The 25757-nt window shown below is 64.0% G+C and carries 22 protein-coding genes; 10 read left to right on the top strand and 12 right to left on the bottom strand.

From position 1 onward, the window contains the following. Positions 1-24 precede the first annotated feature (24 nt). The 4 genes from LB559_RS07540 to LB559_RS07525 are packed head-to-tail and all read right to left on the bottom strand — an operon-like array spanning position 25 to position 3988. Entirely contained in the window at positions 25-1056 is a 1032-nt protein-coding gene (locus LB559_RS07540) for an ABC transporter ATP-binding protein (protein WP_027164250.1), read from the bottom strand. Beyond that, positions 1053-2129: an ABC transporter ATP-binding protein gene (locus LB559_RS07535; protein ID WP_224673677.1), complete on the bottom strand. Its 1077-nt coding sequence runs from the start codon at positions 2127-2129 to the stop codon at positions 1053-1055. Before LB559_RS07535 ends, LB559_RS07540 begins: the two co-directional genes overlap by 4 nt. A 3-nt stretch (positions 2130-2132) precedes the next feature. Then, entirely contained in the window at positions 2133-2975 is an 843-nt protein-coding gene (locus tag LB559_RS07530; RefSeq protein ID WP_013528137.1) for an ABC transporter permease, read from the bottom strand. Continuing rightward, on the bottom strand, positions 2975-3988 hold the full coding sequence (locus LB559_RS07525; RefSeq protein WP_027164248.1) for an ABC transporter permease: 1014 nt from the start codon (positions 3986-3988) through the stop codon (positions 2975-2977). Before LB559_RS07525 ends, LB559_RS07530 begins: the two co-directional genes overlap by 1 nt. A 123-nt stretch (positions 3989-4111) precedes the next feature. Here LB559_RS07525 and LB559_RS07520 point away from each other — a divergent pair, with 123 nt between their 5' ends. From LB559_RS07520 to LB559_RS07505, 4 genes are all read left to right on the top strand, one after another. Further along, positions 4112-4984: an IclR family transcriptional regulator gene (locus tag LB559_RS07520; protein WP_224673676.1), complete on the top strand. Its 873-nt coding sequence runs from the start codon at positions 4112-4114 to the stop codon at positions 4982-4984. 136 nt (positions 4985-5120) lie between these two features. Beyond that, the gene (locus LB559_RS07515) at positions 5121-5873 is read left to right on the top strand and encodes an SDR family NAD(P)-dependent oxidoreductase (RefSeq protein WP_013528140.1); all 753 of its coding nucleotides are present in this window, start codon (positions 5121-5123) and stop codon (positions 5871-5873) included. A 143-nt stretch (positions 5874-6016) separates the two neighbouring features. Then, entirely contained in the window at positions 6017-7366 is a 1350-nt protein-coding gene (locus LB559_RS07510) for a glucoamylase family protein (RefSeq protein ID WP_013528141.1), read from the top strand. Continuing rightward, entirely contained in the window at positions 7356-8888 is a 1533-nt protein-coding gene (locus LB559_RS07505; RefSeq protein WP_224673675.1) for a mercuric reductase, read from the top strand. Before LB559_RS07510 ends, LB559_RS07505 begins: the two co-directional genes overlap by 11 nt. 185 nt (positions 8889-9073) lie before the next feature. Here the strand turns inward: LB559_RS07505 and LB559_RS07500 are convergent, their stop codons facing one another. The 3 genes from LB559_RS07500 to LB559_RS07490 form a co-directional block, all read right to left on the bottom strand. Then, a complete protein-coding gene (locus tag LB559_RS07500; RefSeq protein WP_224673674.1) occupies positions 9074-10048 on the bottom strand; it encodes a hypothetical protein in 975 nt (324 codons plus the stop codon). A gap of 212 nt (positions 10049-10260) precedes the next feature. Then, the gene (locus tag LB559_RS07495; RefSeq protein ID WP_063170443.1) at positions 10261-10836 is read right to left on the bottom strand and encodes a DUF1349 domain-containing protein; all 576 of its coding nucleotides are present in this window, start codon (positions 10834-10836) and stop codon (positions 10261-10263) included. A 91-nt stretch (positions 10837-10927) separates the two neighbouring features. Continuing rightward, on the bottom strand, positions 10928-12367 hold the full coding sequence (locus LB559_RS07490; RefSeq protein WP_013528145.1) for an aldehyde dehydrogenase family protein: 1440 nt from the start codon (positions 12365-12367) through the stop codon (positions 10928-10930). A gap of 269 nt (positions 12368-12636) precedes the next feature. Here LB559_RS07490 and LB559_RS07485 point away from each other — a divergent pair, with 269 nt between their 5' ends. From LB559_RS07485 to LB559_RS07460, 6 genes are all read left to right on the top strand, one after another. Further along, positions 12637-13296 carry a TetR/AcrR family transcriptional regulator gene (locus LB559_RS07485; RefSeq protein WP_024501867.1) on the top strand — a complete coding sequence of 220 codons (660 nt, stop codon included), beginning with the start codon at positions 12637-12639 and terminating at the stop codon, positions 13294-13296. A 211-nt stretch (positions 13297-13507) separates the two neighbouring features. After that, a complete protein-coding gene (locus LB559_RS07480) occupies positions 13508-15919 on the top strand; it encodes an FAD-dependent oxidoreductase (RefSeq protein WP_224673673.1) in 2412 nt (803 codons plus the stop codon). Positions 15920-16001: 82 nt separating this feature from the next. After that, positions 16002-17255, top strand: coding sequence for a sarcosine oxidase subunit beta family protein (locus tag LB559_RS07475; protein WP_224673672.1), 1254 nt, complete (start codon positions 16002-16004; stop codon positions 17253-17255). A 70-nt stretch (positions 17256-17325) separates the two neighbouring features. After that, positions 17326-17592: a sarcosine oxidase subunit delta gene (locus tag LB559_RS07470; RefSeq protein WP_224673671.1), complete on the top strand. Its 267-nt coding sequence runs from the start codon at positions 17326-17328 to the stop codon at positions 17590-17592. Then, positions 17589-20465, top strand: a complete 2877-nt coding sequence (locus LB559_RS07465) for a sarcosine oxidase subunit alpha family protein (RefSeq protein WP_224673670.1) — start codon at positions 17589-17591, stop codon at positions 20463-20465. The genes LB559_RS07470 and LB559_RS07465 overlap by 4 nt, the downstream gene beginning before the upstream one ends. Next, positions 20458-20997, top strand: a complete 540-nt coding sequence (locus LB559_RS07460) for a hypothetical protein (protein ID WP_224673669.1) — start codon at positions 20458-20460, stop codon at positions 20995-20997. The genes LB559_RS07465 and LB559_RS07460 overlap by 8 nt, the downstream gene beginning before the upstream one ends. Positions 20998-21011: 14 nt before the next feature. On the opposite strand, the gene LB559_RS07455 is transcribed toward LB559_RS07460, so the two are convergent. From LB559_RS07455 to LB559_RS07435, 5 genes are all read right to left on the bottom strand, one after another. Beyond that, positions 21012-21497 (bottom strand): hypothetical protein, encoded by a 486-nt coding sequence (locus LB559_RS07455; RefSeq protein WP_013528152.1) that lies wholly within the window; start codon positions 21495-21497, stop codon positions 21012-21014. Positions 21498-21615: 118 nt separating this feature from the next. Further along, the gene (msuE, locus tag LB559_RS07450) at positions 21616-22176 is read right to left on the bottom strand and encodes an FMN reductase (RefSeq protein ID WP_027164238.1); all 561 of its coding nucleotides are present in this window, start codon (positions 22174-22176) and stop codon (positions 21616-21618) included. A 64-nt stretch (positions 22177-22240) separates the two neighbouring features. After that, the gene (locus LB559_RS07445) at positions 22241-23488 is read right to left on the bottom strand and encodes an SfnB family sulfur acquisition oxidoreductase (protein ID WP_063171069.1); all 1248 of its coding nucleotides are present in this window, start codon (positions 23486-23488) and stop codon (positions 22241-22243) included. A 24-nt stretch (positions 23489-23512) separates the two neighbouring features. After that, a complete protein-coding gene (locus LB559_RS07440; RefSeq protein ID WP_024501876.1) occupies positions 23513-24319 on the bottom strand; it encodes an ABC transporter ATP-binding protein in 807 nt (268 codons plus the stop codon). A 79-nt stretch (positions 24320-24398) separates the two neighbouring features. Further along, positions 24399-25736 (bottom strand): ABC transporter substrate-binding protein, encoded by a 1338-nt coding sequence (locus LB559_RS07435; RefSeq protein ID WP_224618396.1) that lies wholly within the window; start codon positions 25734-25736, stop codon positions 24399-24401. Positions 25737-25757: the final 21 nt, after the last annotated feature.

The raw sequence follows: 25757 nt of genomic DNA, 5'->3' as shown, positions 1-25757 counted from the left end.
CTTCGGGTGAATTCGGCAAGCCACTCAGACAGCCCTGAAAGTGTTGACCGGCTCCGGGAAATGGCAGGCGACGCGATGCGAACCACCGGCCGGATCGAGCGGCGGTTCGACGGCAGCGCAGATCGCCTGCGCCTTGAAGCAGCGCGTGCGGAAGCGGCAGCCGGATGGCGGGTTGAGCGGGCTCGGCACATCGCCGCTCAGCACGATGCGCTCGCGCTTGCGCTCCTTCTCGGGATTGGCGAGCGGCACCGCCGACAGCAGCGCCTGGGTGTAGGGATGCAGCGCCCTCGAATAGAGTTCGGCCGCCGGCGCGATCTCGACGATCTTGCCGAGATACATCACCGCCACCTGATGCGAGATGTGGCGCACGACGGACAGATCATGCGCGATGAACAGATAGGAGGTGCCGAAGGATTGCTGGATGTCCTTGAGCAAATTGAGCACGCCGGCCTGCACCGAAACGTCGAGGGCCGAAACCGGCTCGTCGAGGATCACCACTTGCGGATTGAGTGCCAGCGCGCGGGCGATGACGACACGCTGGCGCTGGCCGCCGGACAGTTCGTGCGGATAGCGCTTGCCATGCTCGGGATTGAGCCGCACCAGTTCGAGCAATTCGGCGACGCGCGCGCGGCGGTCGGCCGCCGACATGTCGCTCATGCGCAGCGGCTCGGCGATGTTGTCGGCAATGCGCATGCGCGGATGCAGCGACCCGTAGGGATCCTGGAAGACGAGCTGGATGTAGCGCCGCATCAGGCGCATGTCTTCGTGATTGAGCGCGAGCAGGTTCTGGCCACGGAACCAGCTTTCGCCGCTGGTCGGCTCGATCAGCCGCATCAGGCAGCGCCCGAGGGTCGACTTGCCGCAACCGGATTCACCGACCAGACCCAGCGTTTCGCCTGGTGCTACGTCGAACGAGACATCGGCGACCGCACGGACATGGGCAACGGCACGGTCGAAGACGAGGCCGCCGCGAACCGGAAAGTCCTTGACGAGATGGCGAACAGAAAGCGCAGCCGCCGGTTTGGTTTCCGCCTGGAGTTGCTCCGCTGCGCTCATGAGGCCACGTCTCCACTGTCCAGGCTCGCCGCCGCCAGCACAGCACTGTGGAAGGGCGGCAAGGTCGTCGCGAAATGACAGGCCGAGAACCGGCCGCCGACATCGTGCAAAGGCGGGTCCTCGGTCCGGCAGCGTGCCGCGGCATAAATGCAGCGCGGATGGAAGGCGCAGCCGCCCGGCAAGCGCCCAAGTGCGGGCGGCGAACCGTCGATCGAGAACAGCCGCTCGCGGCTTTCCTCGAGGTTGGGGATCGAGGCGATCAGGCCACGCGTGTAAGGATGGCGCGGATCGGCGAACAGCTCGGATACGCCTGCCTGTTCGACGACACGGCCGGAATAGACGACCGCGACGCGGTCGGCATGGCCGGCGACGACGCCGAGATCATGGGTGATCAGCACCAGGCCGAGGCCGAGCCGTTCCTGCAGCGAGCGCAGCACGGCCAGGATCTGTGCCTGCACCGTGACATCGAGCGCCGTGGTCGGTTCGTCGGCAATCAACAGGTCAGGATCGTTGGCGACGGCCATGGCGATAACCGCGCGTTGGCGCATGCCGCCGGAGAATTCATGCGGATACTGGTTGACCCGGCGCTCCGGCTGCGGGATCGCCACCAGATGGAGCAATTCGACCGCGCGCGCCATCGCCTGTTTGCGTGTCACGCGCTGATGCAGCCTGACCGCCTCGGCAATCTGGGCGCCGACGGTCATCACCGGATTGAGCGAGGACAGCGGGTCCTGAAAAATCATGGCGATGCGCGCGCCCCTGATCTTGCGCATCTCGCGCGCCGGTTTGCCGACCAGTTCGTCGCCGTTGAAGCGGACCGAGCCGGTGACCACCGCGTTCTTTGACGTGAGGCCGAGCGCGGCGAGCATGCCGACGGACTTGCCCGAGCCGGACTCACCGACAATGCCGACCACTTCGCCCTTGGCGACGTCGAGGTCGATCCCGCGAACCGCTTCGAACTGACTGCCGGCCTTGCGGAACCCGACCCGCAGACCGCGTATGGACAGCAGCGGCTCGCGCTCGCCCACCTTGTCGACTGCGCCCGGTGGCGCTGAGGAAATCTGTGCGCTCATCGCCTAGTCCGACCTTGGATCGAGAATGTCGCGCAAGCCGTCGCCTATGAAGTTAAAGCCGAGCACGATGGTGAGGATGGCGACGCCGGGACCGAAGGCGATCCACCATTGATAGAAATGAACGGCGCCATCGGAGATCATCGAGCCCCATTCGGGTGTCGGCGGCGTGGCGCCGAGGCCGATGAAGCTGAGCGACGCGGCAAGCAGCACGACCTGGCCGAGATCCATGGTTGCGCTGATCAGCACCGGGGTCCAGCAAAGCGGCAATATGTGCGTGAACAGCACGCGCCGCGGCCTGGCGCCGGCGGCGATTGCCGCCTCGACATGCTCGCGCTCCTTCACCTCCAATACCTGCGCCCGCATCAGCCGGGCGTAGACGGGCCACCAGACGAGCACCATGGCTATGGCGGCATTGCCGAGGCCTGGTCCGAGCGACGCCGCGACGGCCATGGCCAGCAGCATCGGCGGAAAGGACAGAGTGACGTCGACAAGCCGCATGATCGCCGCGCCGGTCAATCCGCCGACGAAGCCGGAAATGGCGCCGAGCAGCGAGCCTATGATCACTGCAGAGACGACGACCAGAACCGCGATCGGCAGCGAATGCGCGGCCCCGTGCAGAGTGCGGGCCAGCACATCGCGGCCGAGTGCGTCGGTACCCAGCCAATGCGCCCAGCTTGGCGCCTGAAGCCGGCGTGCGACCATTTCGAGCGGATCGAACTGCACGACCAGGTTGGCGAATACGGTCATGAACAGCCAGAACAGGATGACGACCGTGCCGATGACCAATGGCGCGGTCAGCCATTCGGGAACCGTCGAGGAGCGGGACTTGGTGACGACGACCGCCATCAGCTCAACCTCACGCGCGGATTGGCCACGACATAGAGTATGTCGGTGATAAGGTTGGTGACCAGGAAGGCAAGGCCGCCGACGATGGTGACGCCGATGATCGCCGGGAAGTCGAGCGCACGCGCTGCCTCCACGGCATAGGATCCCATGCCCGGCCAGGAGAAGATGGTTTCGGTCAGCACCGCGCCGGTGATCAGATAGGCGAAGGAATAGCCGATGACGGTCAGGGTCGGCACCATGGTGTTGCGCAGCGCATGGACGATGACGACGCGGAACTCGCTCGCCCCCTTGGCGCGCGCGGTGAGCACGAACTCGCGGCTCATCACATCAAGCATGTTGGCGCGCACCAGCCGCGATATGGTGCCCGAAACCGTCCAGCCGAGGACGAAGGCCGGCAGAAGCAGGTGCCAGAGCGCGTCCTTGAAGACGGTCCAGTCGCCAGCCAGAAGCGAATCGATGGTCAGGAAGCCGGTGATGCCGGGCGGCAATGCCAAGCGGGCATCGACCCTGCCCGGCCCCGGCAGCCAGTTCAGCATGACGGAGAAGATGAACAACAGGCCGAGCCCCGACCAGAACACCGGCAGCGAAGAGCCGAACAAGGCGAACAGCCGCGCGCCATGGTCGATCAGGCTGTTGCGGAAATAGGCGGCCAGCACACCAAGCACGATGCCGAGCGTGGTGCCGAAGATCATCGCGGCGAAAACCAGTTCGAGCGTTGCCGGCAAGCGGTAGAGAATGTCGGTGCCGACATTGCGCTTGGTGATGAACGAGGTGCCAAGATCGCCGCTCAGCAGATTACCAAGATATATCATATAGCGTTCCGGCAAAGGACGATCGAGACCCCAACGCGTCTTGGCGGCGGCCACCACTTCGGGGTTGCTCATCTGCTGTTCGGCGACAATCGCGGTCAGCGGATCCCCCTTGGTCACCGTAGTGATCAGGAAGGCGATGGTGACGATGCCGAGCACCAGAAACGGCATTGCGATAAGCCGGCGCAAAATATAGCGAGACACGTGGCTACCTTCACAAGGAGGGGCTTCGTAAGATGGCACAAGGCGCTGGGACATGCCATCGACGGAAACATATTGACAGCCCGCGAAAGCCGCTGTCAATATAAATGGAATTTAATTTCATTTTTGATCGACAGTGCCGACGTCACCGGCCCGACAGGCGGACGACGACGCCAGAAAGACCTCAGCGTGCGCAAGCGAGCCACCAGGGACGAGACGGAGCTTGAAGGCGAAGGCGCACAGCTTTCGTCGTCGCTGGTGCGCGGGCTCGGCATCCTGCGCGCCTTCCGGCCGGGCGACGCCTCGCTCGGCAACCAGGACATCATTGCCCGCACCGGCCTGCCCAAAGCCACGGTGTCGCGCATCACCTATACGCTGAGCGCGCTCGGCTACCTCCTGTACGACAAGGATCTCGGCCGCTACAGCCTGGGGTCGGCTACCGTGGCGCTCGGCTATTCGGCGCTCAGTTCAAGCGCCGTCGTGCACGTCGCCCGGCCGCTGATGCAGCCGCTGGCCGATTTGACGGGGGCGGCGGTGGCGCTCGGCACGCGCGACAGCCTCAACATGGTGTATCTCGCCAATTGCCGGTCGGAGAGCCTTGTCACGCTGCGGCTCAACCCGGGCTCCTATCTGCCGATCTGGAAGACATCGATGGGGCTGGCCTATGCGGCGGCCCTTTCACCCGAGGAGCGCGTCAGACTTGTACGGGCTTTGCAGGAGGCGGAGCCGGACAAGGCAGCGATGATCGCGGCGGCGATCGACGATGCGATCGCCCAATATGCACGCCAGGGCTATGTGACGTCGTTCGGCGCCTGGCACAGCTACATCCATGCAGTCGGCGTGCCGTTCCGCCCGCGTGACGGCTCGCCGCTGGTTGCCATCACCTGCGGCGGCATCGGCGAGATCATCACCGAGGACCGCGCGCATGCCGAGATCGGACCGGCGCTGGTGGCGATGGTGAAAGCACTGGGCGACCAGCTCGAGGGAATTCCCGTGTAATCCCGGCACGGGATTGGCCCAGACGATCGGGCTGCATGCCGGCTTGAACTTGCCTGGTGGTGGCAGCACAGTCGCCGCCGATGGCATGGCGCTCGCGTTGTCAGTCCATCGGGTTCGGGTGACGGGGGGAGATCGGATGCCGATGAATTTTGCAGGACGGTTCAGCGACCGGGTGGCGGTCATCACCGGTGGCGCATCGGGCATTGGTCTGGCGGTGGCGCAGAGGATTGTCGAAGAAGGCGGACGGGTTTCGGTCTGGGATCGCGATCCCGCCCAGATCGAACAGGCCAAGGCCGTCATCCCCAGTCTTCACGGCATCGCTATCGACGTTGCCGATGCCGCAGGCGTGGAGCGCGCTGCCCGGTCAACGCTCGAAGCGCTTGGCGGTGTCGATATCCTGGTCACCAGCGCGGCGATCACCGGGCCGAACATGACGACCTGGAACTATTCGGCGGAAGATTGGCAGAAGGTCATCGACATCAACATCAACGGCGTCTTCTACTGCAACAAGGCGCTCGTGCCGCACATGCTCGAGCGCAACTATGGCCGCATCGTCAACATCGCCTCGATCGCCGGCAAGGAAGGCAATCCCAACGCCTCCGCCTACAGCACGTCCAAGGCCGCGGTAATCGGCCTGACCAAGTCGCTCGGCAAGGAACTGGCCAAGACCGGGGTGACGGTCAATTGCGTCACGCCGGCGGCCGTGCGCACCGCGATCTTCAAGCAGATGAGCCAGGAGCACATCGACTTCATGCTGTCCAAGATACCGATGGCGCGCTTTGGCGAGGTCGACGAGGTGGCGGCGCTGATCTGCTGGATCGCCTCGGAAGAGTGTTCGTTCACGACGGCCGCCGTGTTCGACGTTTCCGGCGGCCGCGCCACCTACTGAGGCAGAACGAATCTCAATTCCACGTGACGGTGCAACGGATGGAGCATGCGGGCGTATAGTTGGACGCCTCGAATCGACAAGTCGCGACAAGGTAGCGGGAACCATGACACGGAATGCAGCCGTCAGGCGGGAGTTTGCTACTTTTGCTTAGAGCCGAATCTGCCGCACTGTCCGACGATGAGCTTCTGGACCGCTATCAGCGCGCCGCCTTCGATTACTTCCTCGATAACGTGAACCCCGAAAACGGACTGGTCGCCGACACATCGCGGCCAAATTCGCCGGCCAGCATCGCTGTCGTCGGCTTCGCGCTGTCCAGCTATCCGATCGGCGTCGAGCGCGGTTGGATGACGCGCGATGCCGCCGCGAAGCTGACGCTGGCCGCGCTGCGTTTCTTCTCGACCAGCCGGCAAGGCAATAGCGACGACGTCACCGGCCATAAGGGTTTTTACTACCACTTCCTCGATATGCGGACCGGCCTGCGCGTCTGGCGCTGCGAACTGTCGATGGTGGATACGGCGTTGCTGATATCAGGCATGCTGGTGGCGAGCGCTTATTTCTCCGGTGACGATGACGAGGAAGCCGAAATCCGCCAACTGGCCGAGGCGCTCTACCGGCGCGTCGACTGGCGGTGGGCACAAGGTTCAAGCCCGACCCTGCGGCAAGGCTGGAAGCCAAAGAGCGGCTTTCTGCACTATGGCTGGGAGGGCTACAACGAAGCGACGATCCTCTACGTGCTGTCGATGGCCTCGCCTGACAGTCCAACCTCGGATAACAGCTACGAGGGCTGGACGGCGACCTATCAGTGGGAAAACATCTACGGCTACGACGTGCTGTATGGCGGCCCATTGTTCATGCACCAGTTCTCGCATGCCTGGATCGATTTCGCCGGCATCCGCGACGCCTTCATGCGCGAGAAGAACTCGGACTATTTCGAAAACAGCCGCCGCTCGACCTATCTGCATCGCGACTATGCGCGCCACAACCCTTACGGCTATGACGGCTATGAAGAGAACCTTTGGGGACTTTCGGCGGGCGACGGGCCGGGCGGCTTCCGCACCAGCGTGGAGCGACAGCGCCGGCGGTTTTCCGGCTATGCCGCGCGCGGCGCTCCGTTCGGGCCCGATGACGGGACGATCGCCCCTTGGTCCTATCCGGCATCACTGCCTTTCGCGCCGGAGATCTGCCTGGCGGCGCTGCGCCATCTCGGTGATCGCTACCCCGAGGTGATCGACAATTTCCGGCTGCCGAGCGGCTTCAATCCGACATTGGCGAACCGGCGTAAATTCGGGAGGCACGGCTGGGTGTCGGAAGGCCACTATGGGCTGGATCAGGGTATCGTGGTGATGATGATCGAGAACCATCGGTCAGGGCTGATCTGGAAGCTGATGCGGTCCAATCAGCATATCCGTCGCGGCCTGCACAAGGCCGGATTCAATGGCGGCTGGCTGTCTCAGCCGGCAAGCCCGGCGTCAGGTGGCGGCAATGTCGCGTGACCGGACCAGGATCACCGCCTTCCCCGTCGACAGCAACGACATCAGTCTGGTCGCGAGCGCCCATCCGCCGCACTGGAAGAACCCGCAGCCGGACGGTCCCTACAACCTCGTCGTCATCGGTGCCGGGCCGGCTGGGCTGACTGCCGCCTACGAAGCGGCCGGCCTCGGCGCAAAGGTCGCGCTCATCGAGCGCAATCTGATCGGCGGAACTTGCGTCAATGTCGGTTGCATCCCGTCCAAGTCGATCATCCGCACCGCAAGGCTTTATGCCGACATGCGCGATGCCGAGAATTTCGGCGGCGACATGCCGGACCGTCTTCACGTCGACTTTCCGCGCGCCATGACGCGGATGCGGCAGATCCGGCAGCGGATCAGCCGCGCGGATGCCGCCGATAGGCTTGTTTCCGAAGGCATCGACCTTTATTTCGGCGAAGCGCTGTTTTCCGGACCGGACGCTGTCACGGTCGCCGGACAAACCTTGCGTTTCAGGAAGGCGCTGATCGCGACAGGCGCGCGCCCGAGGCTGCCGACGATTCCAGGCCTTGCCGAGGCCGGCTATCTCAGCAACGAGACCATGTTCGAGCTCACGGAGTGCCCGAAGCGGCTTCTGGTCATTGGCGGCGGACCGCTCGGCTGCGAGGCGGCGCAGGCCTTCTGCCTGCTCGGTGCCAAGGTCATCCTGGCGCAACGGGAACCGATGTTCCTGCCCGGCGAGGAACGCGACGCCGCCCAGATCCTTTCGGACGCGCTGGCGCGCGAAGGTGTCGAGGTTCGCCTCAACACCGAGGTGGTAGCGGTGCGAACGGAAGGCGGCAAGAAGCTCGCCGATCTGGTGTGCGACGACATCACGACAACGATTTCCGTCGACGAGATCATCACCGGCATCGGCCGATCGCCCAATGTCGACGGCCTCGACCTGGAAAACGCCGGGGTGGCATACGATGCCGACGGTATCAAGGTGGACGATTATCTCCGCACCACAAATCCGCACATCTATGCGGCGGGCGATGTCTGCCTCGCCTACAAATTCACCCACACCGCCGAGGCCACAGCTCGCATGGTCGTGCGCAATGCCCTGTTTCTCGGACGCAGGAAACTGAGCGAGCTGGTCATTCCGTGGTGCACCTACACCGATCCGGAGATCGCCCATGTCGGCCTCTATCCGGCGGAGGCGCGCCAGAACGGCATCCCGGTCAAGACTTATACGGTGCTGATGCACGATGTCGCCCGGGCGGTCATGGACGGCGAGGAGGAGGGTTTCGTCAAAATCCACGTCAGGGAAGGGTCCGACCGCATCCTGGGCGCCACGGTCGTCGCCAGCCATGCCGGTGAGATGATCAATGCGGTGTCGCTGGCCATCAAATCGGGCATGGGATTGCGTGCGCTGGCCGACGTCATCCATCCCTTCCCGACGCAGGCGCTAGGCATAAAGATGGCCGGCGACGCCTATCGGCGGACAAGGCTCACCTCATCATGGAAGCATCTGGCTGGCCGCTGGTTGGCGTGGTCCAGGCGATGGTGACATTCCGGCAGCCTGCCGCAGCTGGTGCATGGGACATTCGGCGACGATGCGGCGCTTGACGAAAGCCTCGTCGACCATATCGGATATCCGCCAAACGTCGGTGCCATCCAGAGGTTAGCCGGCTCTATATTTCCGCGGATCCTGCGGGCCCTGCCGACCGCGACTCCAATTTCGTGGCTGCCCTGTCAGGATGCGTGCAGAAGTTCTTGCCGAATGGGCTCGAGATAGGTTTGCGGATGCAAGCGTCTCCAAACATGGTCGCGCTCGGTCAGATGCTTAACCTGCTCTATCCAGCGCCTTGGCGCATCGGGGTCCCTGACCTCATGCCAGTCGTCGACGATAATGACCGGCAGACCCTGATAGAGCGGGTCGAGCGGCGAGGTCTTGGTGACGACGATGCAGCCGAGATAGAACAGCTCCCATGTCCTATGGCAGTCCAGGCCGTTGCCTTCGGTGGACAGCACAAGCGGGTATTGCGAGTACAGTTGCCAGATCGAGCGCTGCGAGACGCGTTTCGCCAGGAAATCGACATGCGGACATCCGCGCAGGGCATCAAGCAGTTCCCGGCGCTGTCTCGAGCCATTGCTGATGCTGAAATCAGAGAACAGTCTGGGCGGGCGGCGGTCCACATGATCCTGCCGGGCGCGTATGATTTCCAGTTGCTTCACAAGCCCTTCCGGCGTGGCGAAGGACCGAGGCGTGTGAAGATCGAGCCCGATCGGGAAAGGCTTGACCCTGGGGTGAGTGCCGTCACAATTCTGGCTGTACCAGGAGACCAGGAAGGGGTTGGCGAGAAGCTGGTCGACGGTGTCCTTCGCCAGATCAGACGGCACCGAAGCATCGCCATCGGTCGTCAGCAGCGTGAACGGTGCCGTGATCGTCGGCAACACGATCCTGACGAACGTGTCGAGATCACAGGTTTGCGCATCCCTGGACAAGGTGCTCAGACGCAGCCAGACGATGCCATGTGCGCCGCTGTAATGCTGGCGGAAAAATGCCTCGCTCTGTGTCGATGCGGTTGACGCGTTGCGATACCAGCGCGGCCCGGCGAAATCGCAGAAATGTCCGATGCCCTGCGACCACAGCACGGGCGGAACGCCAAGAAATCTCAGCGCCCTGGAATAGACGGCTCTTTTGACTGCCCTTCGCAACCTGCCCATGGGCAACTCCTAGCGCGGATGCCAATACCGTTGCAACGTGCTGCCCGACATATTCGCCTTGAGCGGAACAAAGGCCAAAAGTTTCCCCGCAATACCCCCTCCGGCTCCGGAGAACCCAACTTACGACAGGCGCAGCCGCCGGCGAGGCTCGATCTACAGACTTGATTATGACAAAGGTCGAAGGGCTTGCGGTCGGCGCAAGGCCGCACGTCTCAATCGTGCAATTCCCGCGATATCGGCGGCCCCACCGAAAAGCCGGAGAATGTGACCTCGAAGCCCTCGCGTTGCGGCGAACAGCACATCATGCCGACATCGACCGTCCTGGAGATCGGAAAGTAGGCAAGCCGCACAGGCTTCCAGTGGCCGTCGGAAGCATCGAGATACTGGACACGGATCGTTTCGGCGTGACGGGTCAGCCGGATCCTGACGCCGCCCGGACCGGCATGAATGGCGACCAGCGACCAGTCTGACGTGTCGTTGGTGACCACGACGGAGAAATAGGCAAGGCCGTCGGTGTACTCGATACCGGCCTTGATCCAATGGGTTTCGCTGAGCCGGACCATCAGCCCCGCCTGATCATAAAGCACCTCGTAGTCGCCTTTGACGGTGACCTCGGCGGTGAAATCGCCTTCGACGGGCCGGTGCAGGAAGTGGCCATTGTCGCGCCAGAAACCGTAGAAGGTCTCGCGCCAGAAATCGGTCTCCTTGCCGGTGCGCACACGAACGCTGTCGCCGTCGATAGAATGGTGCGGCGGCGGGTTAAGCCAGGTCAGGTCCTGCACTGTCATCCTTCGCGCCGCTCCAATCCAGATGTGCATGGCGGGGTTGCCGGCGTGGTCAGACGTGACCGAGCAGCCCGGCTGATCGGTCGACGGCCGATCAGCCTGCGAATGTATAGGCCGTCTTCACCGTGGTGTAGAACTCCGCCGCATAGTGGCCCTGCTCGCGCGGCCCATAGCTCGAACCCTTGCGGCCGCCGAAGGGAACATGGAAATCGACACCCGCCGTCGGCAGGTTGACCATCACCATGCCGGCCTCCGAATTGCGCTTGAAGTGCGTGGCATGCTTGAGGCTCGAGGTGCAGATGCCGGAGGTCAAGCCGAAGGGCGTGTCGTTGGCAACGGAAAGCGCCTCGTCATAGTCCTTGACGCGAATGACGCTGGCGACAGGCCCGAAAATCTCCTCGCGCGAACTGCGCATGGCGTTGGTCGCCTCGGTCAGCAACGCCGGCTGCAGGTAGAAGCCCGGCGTCTTGCGGTCGAGCCGCTCGCCACCGAAGGCGAGCGTGGCACCTTCCCTGACACCGATGGCGATATAGTCCTCGTCTTGCTTCAGCTGCGTCGCGTCGACGACAGGACCGATCTGGGTCTGCGCGTCGAGCGCATCGCCGATGACCAGTTTGCTCATGCGATCCTTGAGGGCGTCGACGAAGCGGTCGTGAATGCCGTCAGCCACAATCAGCCTGGACGAGGCGGTGCAGCGCTGGCCGGTCGAGAAGAAGGCACCATTGAGCGCGCAATCGACGGCGATCGCGAGGTCGGCATCGTCGAGCACGACCAGCGGGTTCTTGCCGCCCATTTCAAGCTGGAACTTGCGCATGTGTTCGATGCTTGCCGCAGCGACGCGCTTGCCGGTGCCGACCGAGCCGGTGAAGCTGATGGCGTTGACATCGGGACTGTCGAGCATCGCCTGACCGACGACCGAGCCCTTGCCCATGACGAGATTGAGCACGCCCTTCGGCAGGCCGGCGCGATGCAGGATGTCGACGATGGTCCAGGCGCTCTCGGGAACCAGTTCCGCCGGCTTGAAGACGACGGTGTTGCCGTGTGTCAGCGCCGGGGCGATCTTCCAGGCCGGAATAGCGATCGGAAAATTCCACGGCGTGATGATGCCGACCACGCCGACCGCCTCGCGCGTCATCTCGACGCCGACGCCCGGCCGCACGCTCGGCACGACCTCTCCGGTCAAACGCAACGTTTCGCCGGCAAAGAAGTCGAATATCTGGGCGGCGCGAATTGTTTCGCCGATGCCTTCGGCCAGCGTCTTGCCTTCCTCTCGCGCCAGGTTGCGGCCGATCTCGTCCTTGCGCGCCAGAATCTCGTCGGAGGCCTTTTTCAACACCGCGTGACGCGCCAGCGGACCGGAGCGGGACCAAGCCGGGAACGCTGCCTTGGCCGCGGCGATCGCCTGCTGGGCCTGTTCGACACCCGCCGAGGCATAGTCGCCGACGACGTCGCCGGTATCCGAGGGGTTGATGTTGCGCGAACCGGCATCGCCGACCCACTCGCCATCGATGAGGTTCTTTCGAAACAGCGTCATATCGTGTGTTCCTGCTTGTTGGCCGCGCGGGCATCTGTCTGAACTGGTATTTGCCAGACAATTGCCTCGCGGGAAAGCAAACAGTGAACCGCCAGCCGCGACAAAAATCCCCGTGCCTGCGCCGCGCGGATGGCGGGCGACGACGATTCCCCATCGAGCCTCGATGCAGCCAACCTCCATCGTGCATCAATCGGCTTGGGCCGATTCATCCTGTACAATTATGTCCATAGCCTTGATTTGCCTGAGGCAGCATGTCATGCGTCGTGTCGATGGCAGCTCTCGAAACGACGATTCAGCGCGCCGGCGCCACCGGCAACATCAAGGCCACTCGCGAAGACTGGCTGAAGCTTGCGCTTGAAACGTTGATCTCTGACGGAGTCGAACGCGTCCGCGTGCTGACGCTTGGCCAGAAGCTCGATGTGTCGCGCTCCAGCTTCTACTGGTATTTCAAGAGCCGGCAGGATCTGCTCGATCAGTTGCTGGACTACTGGCGGCAGACGAATACCAAATTCATCGTGGAACGCGCCAGGCGGCCTTCCGCCACCGTCATACGTGGGGTGATGAGCATTTTCGAATGCTGGGTGGACGAAAGGCTGTTCGACCCCCAGCTGGATTTCGCGATCAGGGCCTGGGCCCGTCGCTCGCCCGCCATCAGGCGCGCGTTAGACGAGGCCGACGAGGAGCGTGTCAACGCCATACGCGACATGTTCATGCGTCACGGCTACGACGAGGAGGATGCCTTCGTGCGGGCCCGCGTGCTGTATTTCATGCAGATCGGCTATTACTCGCTTGAGCTCAACGAGCCGATGAGCAGCCGCCTCCCTCACGTCGCCGGTTATCTGCGCAGCTTCACCGGCCAGGAGCCTCCGGCGGAGGATGTCGAGGACTTCTCGCGCTATGTCGAGAAGACGCTTTCGCGCAACCGATAGTACGGCCCGCCCGGTCGCCGCGGCCTGACGATTTCGCTTCGCGCATCGGCCCAATAGCAAGCACGGTTGCTGCCGACAGCAGCAGAGGAGCCCTCTGCCGTATGGGCGCAGAGCGGCGTCACGGGCGCTCATTCCGCTGCTCGCCAAGCTCTAGACACATATGTACAATACCGATAGGGTACGCCACACTGGCTGGGTGGAGTGCGACAGGATGAAATCCCAATATCGGGTGATCGTCATCGGCGGCGGAGTGGTTGGAGCCTCGGTGCTCTATCACCTGGCGAAGTTCGGCTGGAGCGACGTCGCGCTGATCGAACGCGAGGTGCTGACCGCAGGGTCGAGTTGGCATGCGGCCGGCGGGTTCCATGCGCTGAACGCCGATCCCAATATCGCCGCCCTGCAGGCCTACACGATCGACCTGCTCTCCGAGGTCGAGAAGGAATCGGGCCAGAGCATCGGCATGCACATGACCGGCGGTATTTCGGTCGCCTCCGCGCCGGAGCGCTGGGAATGGCTCAAGGCTTCCTACCGCATCTTCCAGACCATGGGCATCGACGATGTCCACCTGGTCGGAGTCGATGAGATCAAGCAGCGCTGCCCGATCCTCAACACCGACGGCATGCTGGGTGGACTCTATGCTGCGCGCGAAGGCCATATCGATCCCTCGGGCGTCGTGCACGCCTATGCCAAGGCAGCCAGGCTGCGCGGCGCCGATATCATCGAGCACAACCGCGTGCTGGCACTCAACCGCCGCGCGGACGGCGGCTGGGACGTAGTCACCGAGAAGGGCACGGTCATTGCCGAACACGTCGTCAATGCCGGCGGGCTGTGGGCCAAGCAGGTCGGCCGGATGGCCGGCATCGACCTGCCGGTGTCGCCGATGGAGCACCATTATCTCGTCACCGAGGCGCTGCCCGAAATCCAGGCGCTGGAAAAGGAATTGCCGCTGATCGTCGATCTCGAAGGCTTCACCTACATGCGCCAGGAACAGAAGGGCCTGCTGCTCGGCATCTACGAGATCAACCACAAGCACTGGAACATGGATGGGGCGCCGTGGGATTACGGCATTGAACTGATCCAGGAAGACACCGACCGCATCGCCGACGAGTTGGCCCTCGGCTTCAGCCGATACCCCTGCCTGGAGAATGCCGGCATCAAGCGCTGGGTGAACGGCGCCTTCACCTTCTCGCCGGACGGCAATCCGCTGGTCGGCCCGGTGCGCGGGGTTCCCAACTACTGGGTGGCGTGCGGCGTCATGGCCGGTTTCCTGCAAGGCGGCGGGGTCGGCAAGTCGCTTGCCGAATGGATGATCCATGGCGAGCCGGAAGCCGATGTCTACGGCATGGACATCGCCCGCTATGGCGATTTCGCCTCCAACCGCGAATACATCAGGCAGACCACCGGGCAGTTCTATTCGCGCCGCTTTGTCATGAGCTATCCCAACGAGCAGTTGCCGGCGGGGCGGCCCTTGAAGACAGCCGGCGCGCATGACGCGATGGATGCCGCCGGCGCGCGCTGGGGCAACTCATGGGGCATGGAAGTGCCGCTCTATTTCGCGCCGCATGGCTTCGTCGAGACACCGACGCTGAAGCGCTCCAACGCCTTCGACATCGTCGCACAGGAATGCCGCAAGGTGCGCGAGGGCGTCGGTCTGCTCGATATCACTGCCTTCTCGCGCTACGAAATCGCCGGGCCGCAGGCGGAAGCTTGGCTCGACCGGCTGCTTGCCTGTGCGCTGCCCAAGCCGGGTCGCGCCAAGCTCGCGCCTATGCTCGGCGAAAACGGCAAGCTCAAGGGCGACCTCACCGTCTTCAACTGGGGCGATGGCTCCTGGTGGATCATGGGATCCTACTATCTGCGCCAGTGGCATATGCGCTGGTTCGAGCAGCATATGAGCGACGGCGTCACCGTCCGCGACATTTCAGACGCGGTCGTCGGTTTCTCGCTGGCTGGTCCCAATGCGCGAATGTTGCTTGAGCGCCTCACACATCAGGACGTTTCGCACGAGGCCTTTGGCTTTCTAGCCTGCAAGACATTGGATGTCGGGCTGGTGCGGGCCAAGGTCGGGCGGCTCTCGGTCATCGGCGAACTCGGCTACGAGATCCATTGCCAGGCCAATGAGCACGCGGGCCTGCGCCGCGCTCTGCTGACGGCAGGCAAGTATCTGGGCGTCACCGAATACGGCTTCGGCGCGGTCAATTCGCTGCGGCTCGAAAAGAGCTTTGGTATCTGGTCGCGCGAGTTCACGCAGGACTATACGCCCGATGAGACCGGGATGGACCGCTGGATCGCTTTCGACAAGGGCGATTTCATCGGCCGCGAGGCGGCCCGGAAGGAGCTGAAGGCTTCATCGAGGCGCACGCTGGTGACGCTCGAAATCGACGCGGCGGACGCCGATGCCAGCGGTTACGAGCCGGTCTGGTATAGAGGCAAGCTTGCTGGCTTCGTCACCTCGGGCGGCTACGGCCATACGGTCGGCAAGAGCCTCGCCATGGCGCTGGTCGAGCGCGAGGTGGCTGATATCGATACGCAGTTGACAACCCACATCGTCGGCGTCGAAAGAGGTGCGCGCGTCATCGCCTCGTCGCCATACGATCCACTGGGCAAGGCGATGCGGGCATGACCGATCGAACCGGTGACGTCGGTGCGGAAGACCATGCGATGATCCACGTTTCTTTCCGAACATCAGGCCTGTCCGGCACGTCATGACCACACGCTATTCCGCCTTTTCGCTGTTCAAGGAGGGCCTGGCCGGCCAAACCGGCTGGCAACCGGCGTGGCGCTCGCCCAAGCCGAAACTGTCCTATGATGTGATCGTCATCGGTGGCGGCGGCCATGGGCTGGCAACGGCCTATTACCTGGCCAAGAACCACAACATCACCAGCGTAGCGGTGCTGGAAAAAGGCTGGATCGGCGGCGGCAACACCGGCCGCAACACCACCGTGGTGCGCTCCAACTACTATTATCCGGAGAGCGTCGAGCTATACGGGCTGGCGCACCGGCTCTATGAGGGATTGTCGAAAGAGCTCAACTACAACGTCATGCTGTCGCAACGCGGCATGGTCAATCTCTGCCACTCGACCGGCGAGATGGAGATCGGCGCCCGCACCGTCAACGCCATGCAGATCAACGGCATCGATGCAGAGCTGTTTTCGCCTGACGATGTGCGCCGGGTGGCGCCGATCTACAATTTTTCACCGGACGCACGCTTCCCGGTGTTCGGCGGTATCTGGCAAGGCAGGGCCGGAACGGCACGCCATGATGCGGTCGCCTGGGGCTATGCGCGGGCCGCAAGCCGACTCGGCGTCGACATCATCCAGAACTGCGAGATCACCGATTTCATCATCGAGGGCGGCCGCTGCCGTGGCGTCCAGACCTCGCGTGGCGCGATCCGTGCCGAGCGTATCGGCATGGCGGTGGCCGGGCATTCTTCGGTGCTGGCGGCCAAGGCCGGCTTCCGCCTGCCGATCAATTCCTATGCGCTGCAGGCCTGCGTGTCCGAACCGGTCAAGCCGATCCTCGACACGGTGGTGCTGTCGCCCGGCTGCGGCGTCTATGTCAGCCAGTCGGACAAGGGCGAGATCGTCATCGGCGGCGGGCTCGACCGCATCCCCTCCTACGTGCAGCGCGGCAATCTGCCGACGCTGGAGGGGGTGATTGCCGGCCTGCTGGAGATGTTCCCGATCTTCGGCCAGCTCAAGCTGATGCGGCAATGGGCTGGGATCGTCGATGTCGTGCCGGACTCCTCGCCGATCATCGGCCCCTCGCCGCTGCCCGGCCTGTTCCTCAATTGCGGCTGGGGCACGGGCGGCTTCAAGGCCATTCCCGCAGGCGGCACGCTGCTGGCGAACCTGCTGGCGACTGGCGAACACAACCACATCAGCCGTCCATTCGACCTTGATCGCTTCGCCAGCGGGCGGCTGATCGACGAAGCGGCCGGCTCCGGCATCGCGCACTGATGCATGTCGCCCAAAAGTGCGCAGCGGTTTTGGGAGAACGACATGCATAAAGACGAAGATTGAGGATCCTATGCAGCTCTTTCCTTGCCCATTCTGTGGTCCGCGCGACGAAACCGAATTCCACTATGGCGGCGATGCCGGCAACATCAGGCCGGATGGCGCCGATGTGCCGATCGATCGCTGGGCAAACTATCTCTATCTGCGCACCAATCCGAAAGGAGCGGCGCGCGAGATCTGGGTTCACATGAACTGCGGCGAGTTCTTCGTCATGGTGCGCGACACCGTCACCCACAAGGTGCTGTCCTCGGCCGCACTCGGCGGGGAGCACGTCGCGTGACCGCCTCACGTCTTGCCACCGGCGGCAGCGCCATCGACCGCTCGCGCCCGATCCGCTTCAGCTTCGACGGAACCATCGTGCAAGGCTTTGCCGGTGACACCATCGCCTCGGCGCTGCTGGCGGGTGACGTCGCGGTCGTCGGCCGCAGCTTCAAATACCACCGGCCGCGCGGCATATGGGGCGCCGGCGTCGAGGAGCCAAATGCGCTGGTCGATCTCGGCGGCACGCGGGCAACGCCGAACACCCGCGCCACGACCGAGCCGGCGCGGGACGGACTGGTGGCGAAAAGCGTCAACGCCACGCCCAGCGCGCTGGCCGACCGCAACGCCTTCCTCGACCGTTTCGCGCGCTTCATTCCAGCGGCGTTCTACTACAAGACCTTCATGTGGCCGGACTGGCACAGGTTCGAGCCGCGCATCCGCGCCATGGCGGGATTGGGCACAGTCGACGCCGACTGGACCTCGCCCGGCAAGGCTGACCAGATCAACCATCATTGCGATGTGCTGGTTGTAGGCGCGGGACCGGCCGGGCTGGCGGCGGCAGGGCTGGCGTCCGGTGCTGGCCTGACCGTCGCACTGGTCGACGACCAGCAGAGTCCCGGCGGATCGCTCGGCCATCGTGCCGCGGAGATCGACGGCAAGCCGGCGGCCGTATGGGTCAAGGAGACGATTGCCGAGCTTGCCGCTGGCGGTCACCTCATCCTGCCTTCGACCACCGCCTTCGGCATTTACGACCACAATCTGGTCGGGCTGAACCAACGTCATCTCGACGGCCGGCCGGATACGCTGTGGCGGGTCAGGCCGCGCCAGATCGTGCTGGCGACCGGCGCCATCGAACGGCCGCTGCCTTTCGCCAACAACGATCTGCCGGGCATCATGTCGGCGGATGCGGCGTTCGCCTATCTCCGGCGCCACGCTGTGCTGGTCGGCCGCCGCATCATCGTCGCCACCAACAATGACAGCGCCTATGAGGTGGCGGGGGCGCTTGCCGAGGTCGGCGCCGAAGTCAGGCTTGTCGATATCCGGCGTGACGGCACGCCTGCCGCGCCGGCCAATGTGCGCCTGATCAAAGGCCGTGCGCTGGCTTCCGCCAGCGGCAAGCTGCGCGTCGACGGCGTGACGCTCGACGACGGCACGAGGTTCGATGCCGATTGCGTTGTGGTCTCGGGCGGCTGGACGCCGACCATTCATCTCTTCGGCCAGGCCAAGGGCAAGCTCGCCTGGAGCGATGCGCGCGCGGCCTTCCTGCCGGGCGAACCGGTCGGCGGTATCGCCGTGGTCGGCGCCGCAGCCGGCGCGGTCTCCTTATCGGAGGTGTTTGCCGGCGTGGAAAAGGCATTCGCCGGCAAGGAGAACGCGGCAACACCACGCAGCACCGGGCCGGAGGCGACGGACGGCATTCTCCCGGCCTGGCCGATGCCGGGCTCGAAAGGTCGCATCTGGATCGACTACCAGAACGACGTGACGGTGAAGGACGTCGAGCTGGCCGCACGCGAAAACTTCGTCTCGGTCGAACATCTGAAGCGCTACACCACGCTCGGCATGGCGACCGACCAGGGCAAGACCTCCAACCTGCCCGGGCTGGCGCTGATGGCAGGGATTGCCGGCCGCACGGTGCCGGAGGTCGGCACCACCACCTACCGGCCGCCGTTCACGCCGGTGCCGCTGGCAAGCTTTGCCGGCGCGCGCGTCGGTGAATTGATGGCGCCGGTACGGCGACTGCCGCTCGAAAACGTCCATCGCGCCAGCGGCGCTGTTTTCCAGGAATATGGCGGCTGGCTGCGGCCTGCCCACTATGGCGGCAACGCGGACGCGGAACGTTCGATCGCGGACGAGGCGCGACGTGCGCGCCAGTCGGTCGCGCTGTTCGATGGTTCGACGCTCGGCAAGATCGAGGTGATCGGGCCGCAGGCGACGGCGTTCGTCGATTTCCTCTACTACAACACCATGTCAACACTGAAACCGGGCCGCTGCCGCTATGGCTTCATGCTGTCTGAGAACGGCGTGGTCTTCGACGACGGCGTGCTGGTGCGGCTGGACGAGCATCGCTTCATCGTGTCGTGCTCGTCCTCGCATGTCGCCGCCGTCCATGCGCGGCTGGAGGAATGGCGCCAGGACCGTTTTGGCCGCAGCGCCGTTTACATCCACAACGCCACACCGGACATGGCGACACTGACCGTTTCGGGGCCAAATGCCCGCAAGCTGCTGGAAAAGCTGCATCTTGGCCTCTCGCTCGACGATGCCGACCTGCCGCATATGGCGATCGGTCATGGCACTTATGCCGGCGACGAAGTCCGCATCGCCCGCGTCAGTTTCACCGGCGACAGGAGCTACGAGATTTCGATCCGGGCCGACCACGCCGAGCCGCTATGGGCGCATCTGCGCGAGGCCGGCCAGGCGCTCGACGCCATCGTCATCGGCCTGGAGGCGCTGATGATCCTGCGTGCCGAAAAGGGTTTTATCGTCATCGGCAAGGACACCGACGGCACCACATTGCCGCATGATCTCGGCGTCCACGGTCCGCGGGCCAAACGCAAGACCGAGTTCGTCGGCCGCCGCTCATTGTTCACCGAGGAGGCGTCGCGTGACAATCGCATGCAGCTTGTCGGGCTGGCAGTGCCGCAAGGCGAAGCACCGCTGCCGACCGGCGCGCATGGCATCAAACGGATCGACGGCAGATTGCACAGCCAGGGCTTTGTCACCTCGAGCTACCAGAGCCCGACGCTTGGCCGCCCGGTTGCGCTTGGGCTGATAGAGCGCGGCGCGACGCGGCACGGCGAGACGATCGACATCCAGCATCTCGGCAAGATCAGCAAGGCGACGATTACCGCCCCTTGCGTCTTCGACCCGGCAGGAGACCGGCTGCATGCGTGATCTCGCGGAAAAATGGTCCGTTGCACCGGATTGGCAATCGGCGGTGATCAAGGTGCCCGGCCTTGTGGTACGCGCGGTCTGCGGCCTCAACCAGTTGCTGGTCAGCGGCGACCTCGACGCGTGGGCGCGGGCTTCGAGCGCCGACGGGAACGGAGTCGGAGCCTTTGGCACCGCACAAGGTGACCGCTATGCGGCGCGGCTGGCGCGCGACCGGTTGCTCGTCGTCTCGAACAGCGTCCTCGCCATCGCCTCGGGCTGGCACACAGACGGGTTCGCGGTGACGGCGATCAGCGCCGGGCTGCAAATGTTCGAGGCCGAGGGCACGGCGCTCGATGCTTTCATCGCGCGTGGAACGACGCTCGATCCCAGCCAAGCGAGCGCCAGTGCAGCGCTCTCATTCGCAGGCATCAGCGCCGTCGTCTATCGCCATGACGCCAAGCTGCGCATCCATGTCGATCGCGGTCTTGCCGCCTATCTCTGGACATGGATGGAAATTGCCGCCGGCAACATCGCCGCAGGATCAGCGAAGTAGCCGGTTACGGCTGGTCAGAGTGTGAACGACCAGAACAGGCAGGCCAGCGTCGCGGCGGCAAAGACGACGAAGAACAGGCTGCGCAGCAGCACGTTGCGGCGCAGCTCGTTCATGACAAAGTGACAACCGACGATCGCCGCGGCAAACAGGAACCGCCAGTTCAGCAATGTCCACACGGCGCTGCCCTGCCCGAACGCCCATCTGGCGACCAGACAGCCGACGATGGTCGCAAACAGTGCGATCACGGTCCAGAAAAGGGCATCGGCGGCATGGGTCAGGACGATACCGGCCGCCCTTATCGGCAGGATCATCATCAGCATCGCGCTGAAGAAATAGACGGCGGCAATCGGGATGAACACGCCGGCGTCGGCAATGCCGTCAAGGCGCCTGACGCCGATCGCGCCATAGGGATAGCCGTGCCTGGCGACAGCCAGGCTCAACGCCATGAGCAAGGCGGTCAGCACGGCGACCAATGCGAAGGATGTGAGGGCTTTGCTCATGACGTTCCTGTCCCAGACGAATCAGACAGGAACGGTTTTAGCGGTCGGTCGTAAATTGCGCGTAAGCGGGGGCGCTGCCCTCACGGATTTCGTTCAGTTCAATCTGGCTGACGACAGGCTATTCAGCGGCGATCCGGCCTGCCGAACGATTGGCCAGCACAAAGCCGACCTCGTCGACCGCCTGCGCCGCACGCTTAAGGATCGCCTCGGAGCGCAGCACGCCGTCGGTGAAATCCTTGTCGGTGGCGTAGACGGCGGTGGGCAGCGCAAAGGCCTCGAAGAAGCCGAACAGCGGCCGCAGCTGATGCTCGACGATCAAGGCATGGCGCTCGCCACCGCCGGTCGCCGTCAGCACGATGGGCTTTCCCCGCAATGCCGCCGGATCGATCAGATCGAAGAAATGCTTGAACAGGCCGGTATAGCTGCCCTTGTAGGTCGGCGAGCCCACGACAAGCACGTCGGCGGCGAGGATTTGTTCCAGGATCGCGTGCGCCTGGCCGTCGAGATCGCGGGCCCATTTCGCCGTTCCCAGCGACGGCCCGAGATCCTCGATATCATAGGTGCTCGCCGATAGGCCGTGGCTGGCGGCGATGTCCCTGGCGACCAGATCGACGAAGGCGCGCGTCTTTGACGGCCTGGTGATGTTGCCGGAAAAGCCGACGACTGTTGGATTTGACATGGCAGTGGGCCTCTTGGATGGTCGAAAGTTTGACGTGGCGGGCCGCCCGCCCGCCGGTGGAAAATCAGCTCCAGGCGTGCAGCGGCGGATTTTCGCCGTTGAGGAAATATTTGCCGAGGATCGAGTACTTCCAGCGCACCGGATCGTGCAGCGTGTGCGTGCGAGCGTTGCGCCAATGCCGGTCGAGATTGTGCTCGGCCAGGGTTGAGCGGGTCCCTGCCAGTTCGAACAGCTTGTTGGTGGCGGCGATGGCGATCTCTGTCGACAGGATTTTTGCCTCGGCAGTGACGATCTGGGCGTGCGCCACCGTCTCGGCTGTCGGCTCGGCCACTGCCCGGTCGATTGCATGACCGGCCTTTTCGAGCAGCGCCTGCGCCGCGTGCAGGCGCAGCGTCAGGTCGCCGATGGCCTGAATGGTGTAGGGATCGTCCCAGGCGTTGTCGACGCCGCTGTCGATCCAGGCGCGGCTTTTGGTCCTGACGAAATCGACCGTCTCGTCGATCGCCGCCTGGGCGATGCCGGTGTCCACGGCCACCTGGATGATCTGGAAGATGGCGCCGTCGGCGGTCGGTTTGTCGTAGCCCTTGTAGCCGGGTACCAGATGCGTCTTCGGCACCTTGACGTTGTCGATGATGACGGTGCCGGACAGGGTCGTGCGCTGGCCGAAGCTCGACCAGTCGTCGATGACGGTCAGGCCGGGTGCGCCGCGGTCGGCGATCGCATACCAGGCGCGGCCCTCGTCATCGAGCGCCACGATCGGCACCAGATGGGCGAGCAGCGCGCCGGACGAATAGAATTTCCGGCCGTTGACGACCACATGATCGCCGGCATCGGTGAAGCGGGTCTCAAAATCGGCGGCGCGCTTGGAGCCGAACTCGGAAAAGGCGTTGCCGAACCGGGTGCCCTTCAGCGCTTCGGCGAACAGCAGCTTCTGCTGGTCCGCGTCGGAGACGGTGCGGATGGCAGCGACGACGCCGAGATGGTTCTGCGCAACCTGGCCGATCGAGGAATCCGCCGCCGAGATGATCTCGATCACCTTCGCCAGCGTCGCATAGGACACCTCCGGCCCACCGAATGCCTTGGGTACATTGATCGACCACAGGCCGCTTTGCGAAAAGGCATCGAGTTCGGCGACCGGCCAGATCCGTTCACGGTCGCGCCGGGAGGAGTCCTTGACGAATTCGGCGGCGAGCGCATGGGCAACCGCAATCGCCTCGGCGTCGTCCTTGATGATGTGCGCCGGGGCGGTCGGCCTTGCGACTGGCGGCACGGCGGCGGAAGCCTTGTCGGTCTTGACGGTCGAAACGGTCATTTCACTGCTCCTTGGGATTTCGATTCAGGCAACGGCGTGGAGATGGGCGGGTTTGGTGGCGGGTGACGCCTGTTGCCCGGGGTTCGATTGACCGAGATAGAAGGCCCTGATGTCCTCGCGCTGGCGAAGCTCGGGGGCCGCGCCGGCGAGAACGGAAACGCCGTTCTCCAGCACCGTGGCATGATCGGCATATCGCAGCGCCACTGCGGAGTTCTGCTCGGCGACCAGGATGGATAGGCCAGTCTCGCGGTTGAGTTTTTTCAAGCTCTGGAAGATGTCCTGGACGATGATTGGCGCGAGCCCCATCGACGGTTCGTCCAGGACGAGCAGCCGCGGCCGCGACATCAGCGCCCTGCCGATGGCGGTCATCTGCTGTTCGCCGCCGGAGGTCAGGCCGGACAATGTCCGGCGTTTTTCCCGAAGCCTCGGGAAATAGCCGTAGATCCGTTCGAGATCCCCGTTGATCTCGGCGCGGCTGCCGCTGCGGCCGATGCCGCCGGCGATCAGATTCTCCTCGACGGTGAGGCTTTTGAAGCAGTGGCGGCCTTCCAGCACCTGAACCAGCCCGGCGCGCACCAGATCACCCGGTTTGCGGCGCGAGACATCCGAGCCGTCATAGCGGATGGTGCCGGCATTGACCTGGCCGCGTTCGGCCGGCAGCAGGTTGGAGACGGCCTTCAGCGTCGTGGTCTTGCCGGCACCATTGGCACCGAGCAATGCCAGTATCTGGCCGCGCCTGAGCTCGAAACTGACACCATGCAGCGCCGTGATGGCGTGGTTGTAGGTGGCATGGACCGTGTCCACAGCAAGAATGACGTCATCGTTCGGCATAGGCTGTTCTTTCGCGGTTCGAAAACCGAACAGGTCGGGCGCCACGGAAACTTGGTCCGCGACGCCCGGCACTGACTGATCAGTTGGTGGTCACAGCATTGGCATCGTCGGCGGTGCGCAGCTTGATGCCCTTCTCGGCGGCGTAGGCCTCGGCGGACTTCTCGATGATTGGCCGCAGAAGCGCCCAGTCCGGCGCGATCCAGTCGGAGACGACGTTCCACTTCTTGCCGTCCCACTGCTGGAAGGTCACGTAGCCTTCGCCTTCATGGTTGTCCCAGCTGACATTGATCGAGTGGAACAGGTCCTTGGCGCCGAGCGCCTCGACCTTGGCCGGATCAAGCTTGAGATGCTCGAAGCCCCAGCGGACCTCGTCGCCGGTCAGCGTGCGGTGGCCGAACTTCTCCTGCGCGACCCGGATCGCCTCGACATTGAGGATGCCGTTGACGATGCCGAGATTGTGGTAGACCGAGCCGATGCGCGCCTTGTCTTCAAGGTTACCCTTGCCGGCGCCGTAGACCGTCTTCACGATCTCCTGAACCACCGGGTAGGAGTTGCCGGAAGCCTGCGTGGTGATGGCGGTGTAACCCTTGGCGGCGTCGCCGGCAGGGATGACATCCTCTTCAGAATTCGACCAGACATTGCCGACGATGTGATCGACGGGATAGCCGACCTTGACCGCCGTCTTCAGCGCCACCGGGTTCATCACACCCCAGCCGCGCAGGACGACGAAATCCGGCTTGGCGCGGCGGATGGTCAGCCACTGCGACTGCTGCTCGTTGCCGGGATGCGGCACCTCGATCTGCTGCACGGTGAAGCCGTATTTCTGCGCCAGCAGCTCATAGATCGGGATGGTCTCCTTGCCGTAGGGCGAGCCGTGATAGAGCACGACGATCTTCTTTCCCTTCAGCTTGTCGATGCCGCCTTCCTTGGAGGCGATGTAGTTCACGATGCCTGATGTCTCGCTGTAGGGATTGAGCAGCAGCGGGAAGACGTAGGGGAAGACACGCCCGTCGGTGGAATCGGTGCGGCCGTGGTTGACGGTGATCAGCGGCACCTTGTCGGCGGTGATGCGGTCAATCATGGCATAGGCGATGCCGACCGAGAGCGGGTTCCAGGCGGCGGCGCCGGCATGGCTCTTCTGCCGCTCGTAGCATTCGACGCCGCGCTCGACCTCGTACTGGGTCTCGCATTCGTCCCAGGTCAGCTTGACGCCGTTGACGCCGCCGTCGCGGATGTTGATGAGGTTGAGATAGTCGATGAAGCCGCCGAAGAAGCCGGTGCCGCCGGCCGCGTAAGGCCCGACGCGATAGCTTTGCAGCGGGAAATATTGTTCGTCGGCGTGCGCGGCGGGCAAGGCCACCGACACGATCATCGCCGCGGACAACGCCGCCGCCTTGATTGTGCTGAGGAAAGTCATGGTCGAGGTACTCCCGGTATG

It is taken from the genome of Mesorhizobium sp. BR1-1-3, assembly GCF_020165455.1.
Taxonomy (GTDB): Bacteria; Pseudomonadota; Alphaproteobacteria; order Rhizobiales; family Rhizobiaceae; genus Mesorhizobium; species Mesorhizobium ciceri.
This window is presented reverse-complemented; position numbering and strand designations above follow the sequence as displayed.